Below are 13551 nucleotides of genomic sequence, written 5' to 3' on the forward strand. Positions count from 1 at the left end.
CTTTGGCTATCCTTTGTTTGGGCAGGCTGGCTTGGGCCAAGTGAACCGGAATGCGCAGCCTTCACCCGGCGAAGACTGCAAAGAGATTTTGCCGCCCGCATTTTCCACGTGTTTCTTGACGATCGCCAGGCCGATACCGCTGCCTTCGACCACGTCGCGCGACTTCAGTGTTTGAAACATCTTGAAAATCTGCTCGTGAAACTGCGGATCAATACCGGGACCGTCATCGGCGACCGTAATGGCATACATGCCGCCGTCGTCTTCCAGCAGCACGTCAACCACGCCTGTGCTGGTTTCGTTGTGCTTGATCGCGTTGGAGATCAGGTTGGCCAAGATCTGCTTCAACGGCATGTTCGGAAGCTGGATGGCGGCGAAACCGGGGTCGGTATTGATGGTGACCCCCTTTGGCTGGTCGAGCAGCATCAGTACTTCATCCATCAGATCGCTGCCTGGCATCAGCTGTTGATATCTGGCGTCCGTCTTGCGCCCGGCACGGGAATACTCGTGCAAGTCGTCCAGCAGTTGTTCCATCCTCGAAATCCGGGACTGGATGAGCTGCAGGTTTTCCCGGCTCTCATCGTCCAAGGCGTCGGCGAGATCCTCCTCCAGCCAGCTGGAGGCGTTTCCGATAACCCGCAGAGGCGCCCGCAGATCATGGGAGGCAATATAGGCGAAATCGTCCAGATCCTGGTTCGAACGGGACAGATCATTGATGAACTGCTCGCGCTCCGCTTCGGCGCGCTTCTGTTCGGATATGTCGCGGACGATACCGCTGAACAGATGGTGGCCGCCGATCCGGACTTCGCTGACAGACAATTCTAGCGGGAAGACACTGCCGTCTTTGCGTTGTCCCTGAACCTCACGGATAGTGCCAATGATTTTCCTTTGTCCGGTCCTGAGGTAGTTGCGGAGGTAGCTATCATGCTCGGAATGGTAAGGATCCGGCATCAGACATTTGATGTTCCGGCCAATGACGTCACCGGCCGCATATCCGAAAATACACTCGCAGGCGCGGTTGTAGCTCAAAATTGCCCCTTCGGTGCTGATGCTTATCATCCCTTCGACTGTGTTGTCCTGTATGGCGGCAAGCTCAGTCGTTTTCTGCACCAGCGAAAGCTGGGCTGCTTTCTGCTGGCGAACGATGAAGGCAAGCGCCCAAAGCGCCAATACAGTAAGTGCCCGGTTGGTCAGGACGATCCATTCATTGACCCCGACACGCGGAAACAGCAGATAGCCAAGAATCGTCAGCACAGTGGTAGCTGCCGCATACTTGTAGGCCGTGTTCGGATTATCATCCCAAAGAGCGCACAGGACAACGGCCACATAGATAAGGCCGCCCGCAATCCCAAGCGGCGTCAGCAGATCGAAGATAAAACCGGCGCCAACGAGCAGGGCTGCAGTGCCGTGCGTCAGGTACCGGATGCGATTGCCCCGGAGTGGCTGGGAGGCGTCCGTTTGTGTGGAAAATGTCATCCTTGGGGCTTTCTGCTGCTGCGCAAGCGGACCAAAGCCTGCTTACTGATCGCTGGTATTCCCTGCTGCGCGCTGCATACGGGCCGGCATTTTTGACCAGATTACACTCTTTAGAGATTTCAGCAATAGGTGCGCAACTCTAAGTTGCTGATTACAGACAGGCTGCTTGCTGGGCGCTCCTTAGGCTATGGCACATAACCAAAAAGTAACCGTTGCAGCCGTGTCGATGGCAAAGAGGACACGGGCCGCTCCCCGATGCCTGGGCAGTTTCGAGCACAAATTTGGCTACTCTCTGGCTCTGCCGATCGGGCAGCGCTTGAACTATTGCCGCTTTGGTTTGCCACCCTCGGCGTCCGGCAGTCTGGATATCCCGCGCCGCTGCAAGCAACGATGCTATGTATGAGACTGCCAGCGCCACCGGTTCGAGAGAGCATTTGAATCGCGGCAGGTGCGGGATCGCGGGCTGTAGAGCGCAGCCGTATCATCAGAGCCGTGGCGCCTCACCCGATTGATCTCTCCGGGAAATTATGTGCATCAAGGCTGTCATGGTTTGCAAGCTGCCGCATATCCGCCCGGGCCAAAGCGTCGGGCTTCTGGGAGGGTCCTTTGATCCGCCGCACCGCGGCCATGCGGCGATTTCCCTTGCGGCCCTGCGGCGGTTCGGACTGGATCACCTGTTCTGGCTGGTGTCCCCGGGCAACCCATTGAAAGCGCGCCAGCCGGCCGCCCTGCAGCGGCGGATCGCAGCGTCGCAAGACCTGATCCAGCACCCGCGCATCCACATCAGCGGCATCGAGGCGGATCTCGGCACCCGCTACACCGCCCAGACTCTGCGCCACCTGCGCCGCCGCCATCCGGGCGTGCGCTTTGTTTGGCTGATGGGGGCGGACAACCTGACCCATTTCCATCGCTGGAAAGACTGGCAGCAAATCCTGGACACCGTGCCGGTGGGGGTGCTGGCACGGCCGAACGACCGTATCTCAGCGCGGTTTTCCCCCGCAGCGCGCTTTGCCCGGCAGTCAATGCTGAAAGGCTGCCAGAGCCATTTGCTGGCGCGGGCTACGGCTCCGGCCTGGTGTTTTGTCAACGTGCCGATGGTGGATGTCAGCTCAACCGAAATCCGGGCCCGCGGCGAATGGTCAGCGGCGGAGCACAGCTGAGGCCAGACCGGCGGACAGCACCACCGCCAGCCCGGCCCAGGTCCAGGCATCGGGCAGCTGGCTGAAGACGGCCCAGCCGAGGCTGACAGCGGCGACCAGCTGGAAATAGACCATTGGCGCCAGTTTCACCGCCTGCACCCGGCCATAGGCAAACAGCAGCAGCAGATTGCCGGTCATTGAAAACGCCGCGCTGCCCACCGTCAGTGCGGCGGTCGAGGGCGAAAACTCCGGCAGGCTGCCGAGGCCCAGAGGCAGCATCAGGATGGCGGAAAGCAGCAGCTGGGTCAGGCTCAGCTCCAACGGCGACCCCAGATGCGCCAGCCAGCGCGAACTGGTCAGGAAACCGCCATAGAAACATCCTGCCAGCACCGCCCACAGCAGGTTGATGGAGCCTCCCAGGCCAGGCCGCACCACCATCAGCACGCCGAGGAATCCAAGTCCCATCAGCAGGCTGCGCAGCAATGTCGCCTGTTCCCGCAAAAGCAGGACCGACAGCACATAGCTGATTACCGGACCGACAAAGAAGGCGGCAAAGACATTGGCCAGCGGCTCGGTCGCGAGCGCCAGCTGGATCGAAAAGATGCCGCCGGTCAGCAGTCCGGCCCGCAGCCACAGCCGCCAATCGCCCAGCAGCGCATAGGCCCGGCGCGGCACAAACGGCAGGATCAGCGCGGTGCCGATGGCAAACCGCGACCAGGCGACAAACGCCGGTGTGGCCAGCCCGCCGCCCGTCAGCAGCTTCCCGCACAGATCGCCCGCAGGGATCATTGACATGGCCACGAACATAAGGATGACTGCTTGCAACATGCTGCCAGCGGTAGCAGGACTTCCCACCGGGAAAAACCCCGGATCCTGCGGCGGATTGCCGTGGAAACGGGATTGAAGAAGAGCAGGTCCTGACACTAAAAATGAATAAGATGACTTCACGCCGGACATTCCTCCTTTCCGGGCTTGCCGCTTTGGCGGGTTCCTCAGCGCTGGCCAATGCGCCGGCGGTATCGCTGCGGCCCGTTGCGCGCCGTGTCAGCTCTCTTGCGGCCGGAGCGGACGGGCTCAAGGCACTATTGGCGCGGGCCAATCTGCCGGGCCAGGCGGTCTGTGCGGTGGCCGATGTGAAAACCGGCAAGCTGCTGGAATCCTCGGGCCGGGCCGAAGCCCTGCCGCCTGCCAGCGTCGCCAAGGCGCTTACCGCGCTGTATGCGCTGGATGTACTGGGTGCGGATCACCGGTTCGAGACCCGCATACTGGCGACCGGCGGTGTCGCGGGCGGCGTGGTCAAGGGCGACCTGATCCTGGCCGGCGGCGGCGACCCTATGCTCAACACCGATCATCTGGCACTGCTGGCCAAGGCGTTGAAAAACGCCGGCGTGCGCGAGGTGCGGGGCAGATTCCTGGTCTGGGACAGCAGCCTTCCTGCGGTCAAAACCATCGATCCGGGCCAGCCCGACCATGTCGGCTATTCCCCCGCCGTGTCCGGCATCGCGCTGAACTTCAACCGGGTGCATTTCGAATGGAAACGCGCGTCCGGCGGCGGCTGGGCGATCACCATGGACGCAAGGACCGAGAAATACCGTCCCGAAGTGGTCAATGCGCAGATGAAAATCGCCTCGCGCTCGGGGCCGGTCTATACCTATGCCGAAAAAGGGGGGGTCGATCACTGGACTGTCGCCGCCAAGGCGCTGGGCAAGGGCGGATCGCGCTGGCTGCCGGTCCGCAACCCTGCGGCCTATGCCGGCGATGTGTTCCGCACCCTGGCACGGGCAAACGGGATCAAGCTGGACAAGGCAAAATCCGCCAAATCCTTGCCCCAGTCGCAACTGCTGGCCCGGCATCACAGCCCGCCGCTGGACATGATGCTCAAGGCGATGCTGAAATACTCCAACAACCTGATGGCCGAGATGATCGGCATGTCCGCCACCGCCGCACGCGGCAGCCGGCCTGCTTCGCTCAAGGCCTCCGCCGCCGAAATGAACCGCTGGGCTGCCGGAAAATACGGCATGTCCGGTACCAGGCTGGTGGATCATTCCGGCCTTGGCGAGGCGTCGCGGATGACGCCGGGGGATCTGACCGGTGCATTGGTTGCGGCCTACAAGGCGGGCCGGCTCAAGCCGCTTCTGAAACCCTTCCGGATGCGCGATGCCAAGGGCGGTATCGTCAAGGGTCACCCGATCAAGGTCGCGGCCAAGACCGGCACGCTTAATTTTGTCTCGGGCCTGGGCGGTTTCATGACCGCTGCGGACGGGACGGTACTGGCCTTTGCCATTTTCACTGCTGACCAGAAAACGCGTGCCCGCATCCCCCGCGCACAGCGTGAACGCCCCAAGGGCGCGCGCGGCTGGAACCGCCGCGCCAAGAAGCTGCAACAGCAACTGATCGAACGATGGGGCGCGGTCTACGGCAGCTGACCCGGGTCTGGGACAGGCGGGATTGGTCTGGGCATATTGCCAAAATCTGGACGTTTTGTCCGGTCCGGTTGCATGGCAAACCTGCGCAGGACGGCGGCGCAAGCTGCCGCGGAACTGCTTAGAAAAGGATGCCTGCCATGACCGGTCTCACCAACGAACACGGCCAGCCCATCGGTGCGCCGCTGCCGGACTGGCGCGGGGCCCGGCACCCCGGCCACACCGGCATGGCTGGGCAATACTGCCGGGTTGAGCCATTGAACGCGGACCGCCACACCGCGGATCTGTTTGCGGCTTTCCAGCAGGACCGAACCGATGCGATATGGACCTATGTGCCCTATGGCCCCTTTGAGACGCCGGCTGGACTGCGGGCCTGGGTGCAGGCGGTCAGCGGCGTGGAGGCGCAGCCCTGCTTCGCGGTCATCAACGGGGACAGCGGCAAGGCCGAAGGCATTGCCAGCTATATGCGCATTCAGCCCGCCCACGGCGTGATCGAGGTTGGCGGCATCACCTTTGCCCCGGCGCTGCAGCGGACGCGGGCGGCGACCGAGGCGATCTATCTGATGATGGCACGGGTGTTTAATGATTTGGGCTGCCGCCGCTTTGAATGGAAATGCGACGCCTTGAATGCGCCGTCCTGCCGCGCGGCAGAGCGTTTCGGTTTCACCTATGAAGGTCTGTTCCGCCAGGCCATTGTGTATAAGGGCCGCAACCGCGATACCGCTTGGTATTCAGTGTTGGATGTTGAGTGGCCCAAGCTTGAAGCCGCCTATCAGGCGTGGCTTGATCCAGCAAACTTCGGTGGCCAAGGACAGCAGAAGCAAAGCCTCCGCACTTTGATCGCAGTAGCCAGACGGACGGGCTGATACCGCAGGACCCTGAGCAGCCAGTCCCGCCCGCGCTTGGCTGCTTATACTTCACCAGGTCAAAAGTCCGGAAAACCGCACGGTGGCAGCAATTTCCGCCACGCTGGCCGACCCGGCACCGGGTTCTTCTTCTGGCTGAAAATATCCGGGGGGAGGCCGCAAGGCCGGGGGCAGCGCCCCCTTCCGCCGTTCAGATCATACGTCGTTCAGACCATGTGCCGCGCCCGTGCCCCGCGTTCGATGGCCGCGGCATGCAGCCGGTCGATGTTCAGCTCATAGCGGACCTCCGCCAGGAACTCGAGCTCGGTCTCGCCCAGGATCCCGTCCGCAGCCGCCACATCGCAGGACAGCGCATAAGCGGTTTCAAACAGCCGCTCCGGCAGATCGCCGCGAATGAGGCCGAACAGCGCCGCCAGACCGTCTTCCTGTTCAAACAGGTCCAGAACCGTCTGCGAGACCCGCGTCACCCGGTCGATGTCGTAATCGGCAAACACCGGCAGCATGTTGACCGCGGACTGGATTTTCACCAGCTCGGCGGTGCGGATATTTTCGTCCGAGGCAGAAACCGCCACCATCAGCGCCACCAGACAGTCCTGCGGGGACATCGGGTGCGGGGTTTGCTCACTCATGGACGGAATCCTTCTTTGCGCAATATTGATCCGGCCACGATAGGTAGGCCGGCGGCGAGGTTCAACAACAGGCTGCGGCTGCGCGGAGTTTTTATCCGCTCTACGGCGGCAAAAGACGGCGCTGCCCGGCCAGTGATTATTGACTCATGCTGCATCAGCACAATAGAGGAAAGGGCTGGATGCATGGGGCATCCGCACTGATCATGCGGCCCCTGGAAAACCGGAAATGACGCCGCCGATGGAGAACACAAATGTCTGATGTGCGCGAAGAAGCTCTCAAGAGCAAAGCCTGGCCGTTTGAAGAGGCCCGCCGGGTTCTCAAACGTTACGCCAAGGGCGCGCCGGAAAAGGGCTATGTTCTTTTTGAGACCGGCTATGGCCCCTCGGGCCTGCCGCATATCGGCACCTTTGGCGAAGTCGCCCGCACCACCATGATCAAGACCGCATTTGAACTGATCTCGGACATTCCAACCAAACTGATCTGCTTCTCGGATGACCTTGACGGGATGCGCAAGGTGCCGGGCAATGTGCCCAACGCCGACCGCCTGCATGAGCATCTGCAAAAGCCGCTGACCTCGGTGCCGGATCCGTTTGGCACCCACGAAAGCTTCGGCCACCACAACAACGCCATGCTGCGCCGCTTCCTTGATACCTTCGGATTCGAGTATGAGTTTTACTCGGCGCAGGAGTTCTACAAATCCGGCCAGTTCGACGAGGTGCTGAAACGCGCCGTCGACAAATACGACGACGTCATGGCGATCATGCTGAAGTCGCTGCGCGAAGAGCGCCGCCAGACCTATTCGATCTTCCTGCCGATCCATCCGGAAACCGGCCGCGTCCTGTACGTGCCGATGAAAAAGGTCTGCGCCGAGACCTACACCGTCACCTTTGACGACGAAGACGGCAAGGAATGGACCCTGCCGGTCACTGGCGGCAACGTGAAGCTGCAGTGGAAGCCGGACTTTGGCGCCCGCTGGGCGGCGCTGGAAGTCGATTTTGAGATGTACGGCAAGGACCATTCCACCAATACCCCGATCTATGATGGCATCTGCCGGGTGCTGGGCCACCGCGCACCGGAGCATTTCACCTATGAGCTGTTCCTGGATTCCAATGGCCAGAAAATTTCCAAGACCTCTGGCAACGGTATCTCGATCGACGAATGGCTGACCTATGCCTCGACCGAGAGTCTTGCGTATTTCATGTACCAGAAGCCGAAGACCGCCAAGCGTATGCATTTCGACGTGATCCCCAAGGCGGTCGACGAATACCACCAGCAGCTGCGCGCCTACCATGGCCAGGACCTGAAGGGTCAGCTGAACAACCCGGTCTGGCACATCCACGGCGGTGACGTGCCGCAGTCGGATATGGTGGTGCCGTTCTCGATGCTGCTGAACCTCGCTTCGGCCTCCAGCGCCGAGGACAAGGCAACGATGTGGGGCTTCATTAACAAATACGCGCCTGATGCGACCCCGGAAAGCAATCCAACGATGGATCAGGCGGCAGGTTTTGCCGTGGCCTATTTCAACGACTTCGTGAAACCGGCCAAAGTGTTCCGCCTGCCCACCGATCAGGAGCGTGCAGCGCTGCAGGATCTGGCGGATGCGCTGAAATCGCCCGAGGCTGCGCTGGCAGCCATCGCCAAGAAAAACGAACTGGCCGGCAATGATGATGAGCTGCCCGAGGCTGATTTCGCGGATGAGGAATTCCTGCAGTCCGTGGTCTTTGCCATCGGCAAGATCCACGGCTTCGAGCCGCTGCGCGCCTGGTTCTCGGCGATCTACGAGGTGCTGCTGGGTGCCTCCCAAGGCCCCCGTTTCGGCGGCTTCATCGCGCTTTACGGCGTCGCGGACACCATCGCGCTGATTGAGCAGGCGCTGGCGGGCGAGCTGGCGTAAGCTTTCGCGCAATCGTGATCAGCAAGGGCGCGGGTTTCCGCGCCCTTTTCTTTTTCAGCCCTGCGCGGCGGTCTGCGGCCTTGTTCCGCGCTATGCGCCAGCTCCGTCAAAAAACTTTTTGACGCAACGTCACTTTGCCCTAACTGGAGTCAAACGGACCGGGAGGGGCAGATGCGCAGTGTTCTGTTTGCGGGGGTAAGTGTTTTTCTTCTGGCCTTCCCGGCAATAGCTCAAAGGGAGCCGGTCACAGCTGTGATCGGCTCTCAGATTTCTGCCTTCCTAAACAATGATACCGAAACCGCCTTCTCCTACGCTTCGCCGTTGATCCGGCGCATATTCGGCACCCCGGACCACTTTGCCGCGATGGTGCGCCAGGGCTACCCGATGGTCTGGCGGCCCGCCGAAGTGCGCTATCTGGACTTGCGCGAAGTGGCAGGCAGCTATTGGCAGCGGGTGATGATCACTGACACAAAGGGCCGCGTGCACCTCTTGGATTACCAAATGGTTAAGCCTGGAAGTGAATGGAAAATCAACGCGGTACAGCTATTGAACGGGCATGCTGAAGGCGCCTAGGCCCAGGCCTGCGCACGCACCGCTGGGCGGAATTTAACGCGGCATCTGTAAACCCTTTTCCCTGAACGCGACATGCTCAGCAGGAGAAGGAACTCTCATGAACAAGGCAATCACCGAAGGTTTGCAGCTGATGCCGCCAGCATTTGCGGATGGTCTGGACGTCTGGTCCAGCGGCGACGGCACTCCCGGATCAGACACCTATGACGGCGCCGCCAATGCAGTCTTTGTGGCGGCGGACGCTGATTTCGGCGGCTGCCTGGAGATGCAGAAGACTGAGAACACCCAGAAGCTGCGCTTCATGGGTCAGACGCCGCTGCAACCGGGCTGCTATTTGCAGATAAAGGTCCGGGTGAAGGCGGTCAGCGGTGCGCTGCCTGCGGTCCGCGTTGCAGGCTGGGCGGGGGCCAGCGGCGGCAGCCATATCGGCGGTGTGACTGAGACTGCGCCGCAGGTCTCGTTGACCGCCTATGGCCAAGTGGTGGATGTCACCGGCATTGTCGGCAGCGGTAGCCGCGGCGGGGTGGACATGCCCTGGGGGCGCAATGCGGCCTACGGCCATTTCGGCCTCGACCTGACCGGCGCCAACGGCGGCGTGGTGCGGATCGACGACATTGAGATCACCGACATCACCAGCGCCTTTGTGCGGGATATGCTAAGCGTGGTGGACGTCACCGACTATGGTGCGGTGGGCAATGGCAGCTTTGATTGCACGGCGGCCTTTGAAGCGGCGGACGCGGCAGCAGACGGGCGGCGCATCCTGGTGCCCGCAGGGGATTTCCGCCTGAACAGCACCGTTTCACTGAACCACCAGGCCGTGTTCGAAGGCACCGTTTCCATGCCGGACAGTCAGATGCTGTTGCTGACAAAGAACTTCGATTTCCCCGCATATGCGGCGGCATTCGGCAATGAGGAGCTGGGGTTCAAAAAGGCGTTTCAGGCGCTGATCAATAACGCAGATCACGAATCCCTGGATCTGAAGGGCCGCAAGATCACCGTCACCGGGCCGATCGACATGCAAGCCGCAGTCCCGAACAAAAGCTCTTATGCGACCCGCCGGGTGATCCGCAACGGCCAATTGGAGGCCGCCAGCAATGCGGCCTGGGACACCGGTGCGGTGACCTCGCAGGCAACCTACAGTGCCTCGGACTCCAAAAAACTGACCAATGTTGCGAACATCGCGAATATTGCAGTTGGCTCGTTGGTCGAAGGCGCCGGAGTGGGCCGCGAGATTTATGTGAAATCCAAAAATACCGGCGCCGGAGAGCTGACCCTCAGCGCGGCGCTTTATGATGCCGAAGGCACCCAGACGTTCACCTTCCGCGACTTCAAATATCTGGTGGATTTCAGCGGCTTCAGTTCGCTCAGCAAGTTTGGCATGGAAGGCATCGAATTCCAGTGCAATTCCCGCTGCAGCGCAGTGCGGCTGGCGCCGGCCGGGTCGGTGAATTCGTTCGACAGCTGTTTCTTTTCACGCCCTAAGGACCGCGGAATTACGTCGGCCGGAACCGGCTGCCAGGGTATTCTGGTCGACAATTGCCAGTTCCTGTCAGCTGAGGACCCGCTGGACGTTCCAGACCGGGTCAGCATCGGCCTTAACGTCAATTCCAACGACGCCAAGCTGCGCAGCAACCGGGCCACAAGGTTCCGCCATTTCGCGCTGCTGGCGGGCGGCAACAATACGGTAACCGGAAATCACTTCTTTCAGGGCGACAGCATCGCCAACGGCGTGCGCACAGCAGGTCTGGTGCTGGCCTCCAACAACTGCACCTCAACCGTGTCGGACAACTACATCGACAATTGCTTTATCGAATGGACCAACGAGCGGGACGCAACACCTGATTTCACCGGCGGGTTTTCATTCAGCGCCTTGTCAGTGAGTGCCAATGTGTTCCTGTCCGGCGATGTCGCACCGTGGTTCAGCTACATCGTCGTCAAACCCTACGGCAGCGGCCATTTCCTGAACGGGCTTTCTGTCACCGGCAATAAATTCCGCTCGCTTCAGGGCAGCATTGACCGGGCGGAGCGCGTGGATACCAGTTTTTCGGATCTGGATTTCAGCCGGTCCAAAAACGTCGATTTCAGCGGCAACATGTATCATAATGTCACGGCGCAAACCGCCAATCCGCTGCGGGTGCGGCATGATCAATCTTCGGCCTCAACCTCCTGGCCGGTGCGGGCCGAAGGGCTGCTGCCGTTCCAAGGGTTCGCCCGCTATGTCGACAGCGTGGTGCCGCTGGGCGCGCTGAAGAGCAGCGGCAACAGCACCCGCTACATTGTGCCGTATACCGAAGCGCAGCAAGGCCCGGAAAACGACGAGATCCGGCTGCGCTGGGGTGAAGCCGTCAAGGGCGAAGTTCAGGTCATCATGCGGATGGACAGCTAACCAGTGCCGCCGGAGTGCTGAAGATCGGTGGCGGCAAGGCGGAAGGCCTTGCCAAAGCCGGCGTTCAGATGCGCCCCCGTCACAGTAAACCGCACAAAGGTGAAATCAGCCAGTTGCAGATACAGCTTGGCCTTCGGCTGGCGGCGCAGGTAATGCGCGGCCAGCACTTCATGCTCCGGGTCCTGGCGGCTGAGAAAACGCGCCCGGCACATCAGGCTCAGGCGCGGATGGGCCAGCGGATCGCCTTTGCCTCCCGGCTCTCCGACCAGCAGCGAACAGGCCGGCCGCTGAAGCAGTGCAGCCGTGTGCAGCGCCAGGCCGGAGATCAGGCTGACAGGATCCCCCTGCGGATCCAGTCCGAAAGCCACCCGTGTGACCAGCGGGCTGCCATCCTCCAGCAGCACGCCAAGGGCGGCAAAGCGGGCGCTTGCCATCAGGCTTTGGGCCAAAGCGCGGGCGTCGTCATCTGCGGGTCGGACCGGGTCGGGCATCGTCATTTCTGGTTTCCTTTAAAGGCTTCAGAACCTTTGCCACACCCCCATCTCCAGACCAAGGCTGCGCTGGCCTGTGTTGCGGTATTCCAGCCCCAGGATCAGCTCGCGGCTGCCGACCAGCGGATAGCGCAGGGCCGGGGTCAGCGCATAGGAAAACCGGCCGCCGCCCGGTTTGGACGTCTCGACCTGCAGCATTGGTGCGACTTTTCCGGGCCGGTTCAGACCGATGGTGGCGTCCAGTTTCCAGGCCGCATCAAATCCGCTGTTGCGCAGCTCGTATGCGGCATCGACCGCCAGCCAGCCGGTGCTTTGGCCGGTCTCAAAACTGCGCCCGTAAGACAGTGTTGTCTTTTGCATCATTTGCCAAAGACCCCGGTAATGATTGCCGCCGACCCCTGTCTCAACCGCCAGCCGGAAACGGGGACCGGCGTGCAGCTGCGATCGGGCAAACATCAGCGCGTGGCCGGAGCCAGCCGAGCTTTGGTTCAGGTCAATGCCGAGGGTTAGCTTGGAGGTAATGCCAAATGCGCCATAATAGCTCAGCTCTTGGGCGCCTTCATCACCGGTTTGCCGGTAGGTGGCGCTGGCAGACGCAAACCCCCTGCCTGGCTTCTCCAGCCATGCGCCGCCAGCCACCGGCTGGGCCAGCGTCAGGGCAAGGCAAACGGCACAGGCAGGTTTCATCCCAAAACCCTCAGAACACTGCGGTAAGAGTTTCGATTTATGGTTAAGGTTGTATTAAATTTTTACTTTACACGAAATGATTGCCGTCTCAAAAAAGGTGGTGCGCTTCATGCGCGAACGGGCGTAGGCTGGAGGAATTCAACGGAGGGGCCAATGCCGAAAATAGCAAAAACCGCTGATATCCAAACCGTTATCACCACATTTGAGATGACGCCGGGGACCTGTCAGGACCTTTTGGAGGCGCTGCAGGATGCCTACGCGGACTTCATCTCGAAACAGCCCGGCTTTGTTGCCGCTGGACTGCATGTGAATGACGCGCAGACCCGTATCGCCAATTACTCGCAATGGCGCCGCCGCGAGGATTTCATGGCAATGCTGCGCAGTCCCGAAATGCGCGAGCGCAACCGCAAGATCAATGAACTGTGCCGCAGTTTTGAGCCGGTGATGTATGACGTGGCAGAGGTGTTCGGCACCTAAGCTTTTGCCAGTTCCACCCAAAACGGCGCCTGCTTTGACCCCGGTCATGGCGGGATGCCACCGGCAGGGCTATCATTGACAGGAACATCAACCGACGGAGGTTTGCTATGTACCACAATGTCCTGGTGCCGATTTCATTCGATCCCGAACGGGGCGTGACCGGGCCGCTGAAAGTGGCGCGGCTGCTGTCCGCCCCCGGCGCCAACGTGACGCTGCTGCATGTGATCGAGCAGGTCCCGGCCTATGCGATTTCCTACATTCCGGCAGATTTTATGGACGGCACCCGCAGCGCGCTGCAGGCCGAGCTGGACGGGCTGGCCAAGACCCTGCCCAATGCCCGCGGAGAACTGGTTGAGGGCCATTCCGGCCGCACCATTCTGGACTGGGCCGAGCAGAACCAGCCGGACCTGATCATCCTCGCCTCGCACCGCCCGTCAATGCAGGATCTGCTGTGGGGATCGACCTCGGGCCATGTGGTGCGCCACGCTGCTTGTGCGGTGCATGTGGTGCGCTGA

13 protein-coding genes are annotated in these 13551 nt (G+C 61.2%); 8 read left to right on the forward strand and 5 right to left on the reverse strand.

Translation table 11 applies throughout. From position 1 onward, the window contains the following. Positions 1-6: 6 nt before the first annotated feature. A complete protein-coding gene (locus tag ETW24_RS02145) occupies positions 7-1473 on the reverse strand; it encodes a sensor histidine kinase (RefSeq protein WP_129369554.1) in 1467 nt (488 codons plus the stop codon). A gap of 545 nt (positions 1474-2018) precedes the next feature. Between ETW24_RS02145 and ETW24_RS02150 the strand changes: the two genes are divergently transcribed. Continuing rightward, complete coding sequence (locus tag ETW24_RS02150) at positions 2019-2633, forward strand: nicotinate-nucleotide adenylyltransferase (protein ID WP_254695680.1); 615 nt, start codon at positions 2019-2021, stop codon at positions 2631-2633. Here the strand turns inward: ETW24_RS02150 and ETW24_RS02155 are convergent. Further along, positions 2613-3419 carry a DMT family transporter gene (locus tag ETW24_RS02155; RefSeq protein WP_205877327.1) on the reverse strand — a complete coding sequence of 269 codons (807 nt, stop codon included), beginning with the start codon at positions 3417-3419 and terminating at the stop codon, positions 2613-2615. The two genes, ETW24_RS02150 and ETW24_RS02155, sit on opposite strands and share 21 nt — an antisense overlap. A gap of 131 nt (positions 3420-3550) precedes the next feature. Here ETW24_RS02155 and dacB point away from each other — a divergent pair, with 131 nt between their 5' ends. Continuing rightward, positions 3551-5038, forward strand: coding sequence for a D-alanyl-D-alanine carboxypeptidase/D-alanyl-D-alanine endopeptidase (gene dacB, locus ETW24_RS02160; RefSeq protein ID WP_129372813.1), 1488 nt, complete (start codon positions 3551-3553; stop codon positions 5036-5038). 137 nt (positions 5039-5175) lie between these two features. Then, positions 5176-5901, forward strand: coding sequence for a GNAT family N-acetyltransferase (locus tag ETW24_RS02165; protein WP_129369557.1), 726 nt, complete (start codon positions 5176-5178; stop codon positions 5899-5901). Positions 5902-6107: 206 nt separating this feature from the next. Here ETW24_RS02165 and ETW24_RS02170 read toward each other — a convergent pair whose 3' ends face one another. Beyond that, a complete protein-coding gene (locus ETW24_RS02170) occupies positions 6108-6530 on the reverse strand; it encodes a tellurite resistance TerB family protein (protein WP_027257720.1) in 423 nt (140 codons plus the stop codon). Between the two features lie 251 nt (positions 6531-6781). On the opposite strand from ETW24_RS02170, the gene ETW24_RS02175 reads away from it, so the two are divergent. From ETW24_RS02175 to ETW24_RS02185, 3 genes are all read left to right on the forward strand, one after another. Then, positions 6782-8425 (forward strand): lysine--tRNA ligase, encoded by a 1644-nt coding sequence (locus ETW24_RS02175; RefSeq protein ID WP_129369558.1) that lies wholly within the window; start codon positions 6782-6784, stop codon positions 8423-8425. 171 nt (positions 8426-8596) lie between these two features. Then, a complete protein-coding gene (locus ETW24_RS02180) occupies positions 8597-8998 on the forward strand; it encodes a DUF4864 domain-containing protein (RefSeq protein WP_129369559.1) in 402 nt (133 codons plus the stop codon). A gap of 97 nt (positions 8999-9095) precedes the next feature. Further along, entirely contained in the window at positions 9096-11381 is a 2286-nt protein-coding gene (locus tag ETW24_RS02185) for a glycosyl hydrolase family 28-related protein (protein WP_129369560.1), read from the forward strand. On the opposite strand, the gene ETW24_RS02190 is transcribed toward ETW24_RS02185, so the two are convergent. Continuing rightward, the gene (locus tag ETW24_RS02190; RefSeq protein ID WP_129372814.1) at positions 11378-11872 is read right to left on the reverse strand and encodes a HugZ family pyridoxamine 5'-phosphate oxidase; all 495 of its coding nucleotides are present in this window, start codon (positions 11870-11872) and stop codon (positions 11378-11380) included. The genes ETW24_RS02185 and ETW24_RS02190 overlap by 4 nt on opposite strands. 27 nt (positions 11873-11899) lie before the next feature. Beyond that, the gene (locus ETW24_RS02195) at positions 11900-12559 is read right to left on the reverse strand and encodes a hypothetical protein (protein WP_129369561.1); all 660 of its coding nucleotides are present in this window, start codon (positions 12557-12559) and stop codon (positions 11900-11902) included. A gap of 153 nt (positions 12560-12712) precedes the next feature. Between ETW24_RS02195 and ETW24_RS02200 the strand changes: the two genes are divergently transcribed. Both ETW24_RS02200 and ETW24_RS02205 read left to right on the forward strand, forming a co-directional pair. Continuing rightward, entirely contained in the window at positions 12713-13036 is a 324-nt protein-coding gene (locus ETW24_RS02200; RefSeq protein WP_129369562.1) for an antibiotic biosynthesis monooxygenase family protein, read from the forward strand. 107 nt (positions 13037-13143) lie between these two features. Continuing rightward, positions 13144-13551: a universal stress protein gene (locus ETW24_RS02205; RefSeq protein WP_129369563.1), complete on the forward strand. Its 408-nt coding sequence runs from the start codon at positions 13144-13146 to the stop codon at positions 13549-13551.

This window comes from Leisingera sp. NJS204 (assembly GCF_004123675.1).
Classification (GTDB): Bacteria; Pseudomonadota; Alphaproteobacteria; order Rhodobacterales; family Rhodobacteraceae; genus Leisingera.

Excerpts from the sequence above, each read along its gene's own strand:
- ETW24_RS02165 (WP_129369557.1), top strand. The coding sequence starts at position 5,176 with ATGACCGGTCTCACCAACGAACACGGCCAGCCCATCGGTGCGCCGCTG.
- ETW24_RS02145 (WP_129369554.1), bottom strand. The coding sequence starts at position 1,473 with ATGACATTTTCCACACAAACGGACGCCTCCCAGCCACTCCGGGGCAAT.
- ETW24_RS02185 (WP_129369560.1), top strand. The coding sequence starts at position 9,096 with ATGAACAAGGCAATCACCGAAGGTTTGCAGCTGATGCCGCCAGCATTT.
- ETW24_RS02175 (WP_129369558.1), top strand. The coding sequence starts at position 6,782 with ATGTCTGATGTGCGCGAAGAAGCTCTCAAGAGCAAAGCCTGGCCGTTT.
- ETW24_RS02200 (WP_129369562.1), top strand. The coding sequence starts at position 12,713 with ATGCCGAAAATAGCAAAAACCGCTGATATCCAAACCGTTATCACCACA.
- ETW24_RS02155 (WP_205877327.1), bottom strand. The coding sequence starts at position 3,419 with ATGTTCGTGGCCATGTCAATGATCCCTGCGGGCGATCTGTGCGGGAAG.
- ETW24_RS02180 (WP_129369559.1), top strand. The coding sequence starts at position 8,597 with ATGCGCAGTGTTCTGTTTGCGGGGGTAAGTGTTTTTCTTCTGGCCTTC.
- ETW24_RS02150 (WP_254695680.1), top strand. The coding sequence starts at position 2,019 with ATGGTTTGCAAGCTGCCGCATATCCGCCCGGGCCAAAGCGTCGGGCTT.
- ETW24_RS02190 (WP_129372814.1), bottom strand. The coding sequence starts at position 11,872 with ATGCCCGACCCGGTCCGACCCGCAGATGACGACGCCCGCGCTTTGGCC.
- ETW24_RS02205 (WP_129369563.1), top strand. The coding sequence starts at position 13,144 with ATGTACCACAATGTCCTGGTGCCGATTTCATTCGATCCCGAACGGGGC.
- dacB (WP_129372813.1), top strand. The coding sequence starts at position 3,551 with ATGACTTCACGCCGGACATTCCTCCTTTCCGGGCTTGCCGCTTTGGCG.
- ETW24_RS02170 (WP_027257720.1), bottom strand. The coding sequence starts at position 6,530 with ATGAGTGAGCAAACCCCGCACCCGATGTCCCCGCAGGACTGTCTGGTG.
- ETW24_RS02195 (WP_129369561.1), bottom strand. The coding sequence starts at position 12,559 with ATGAAACCTGCCTGTGCCGTTTGCCTTGCCCTGACGCTGGCCCAGCCG.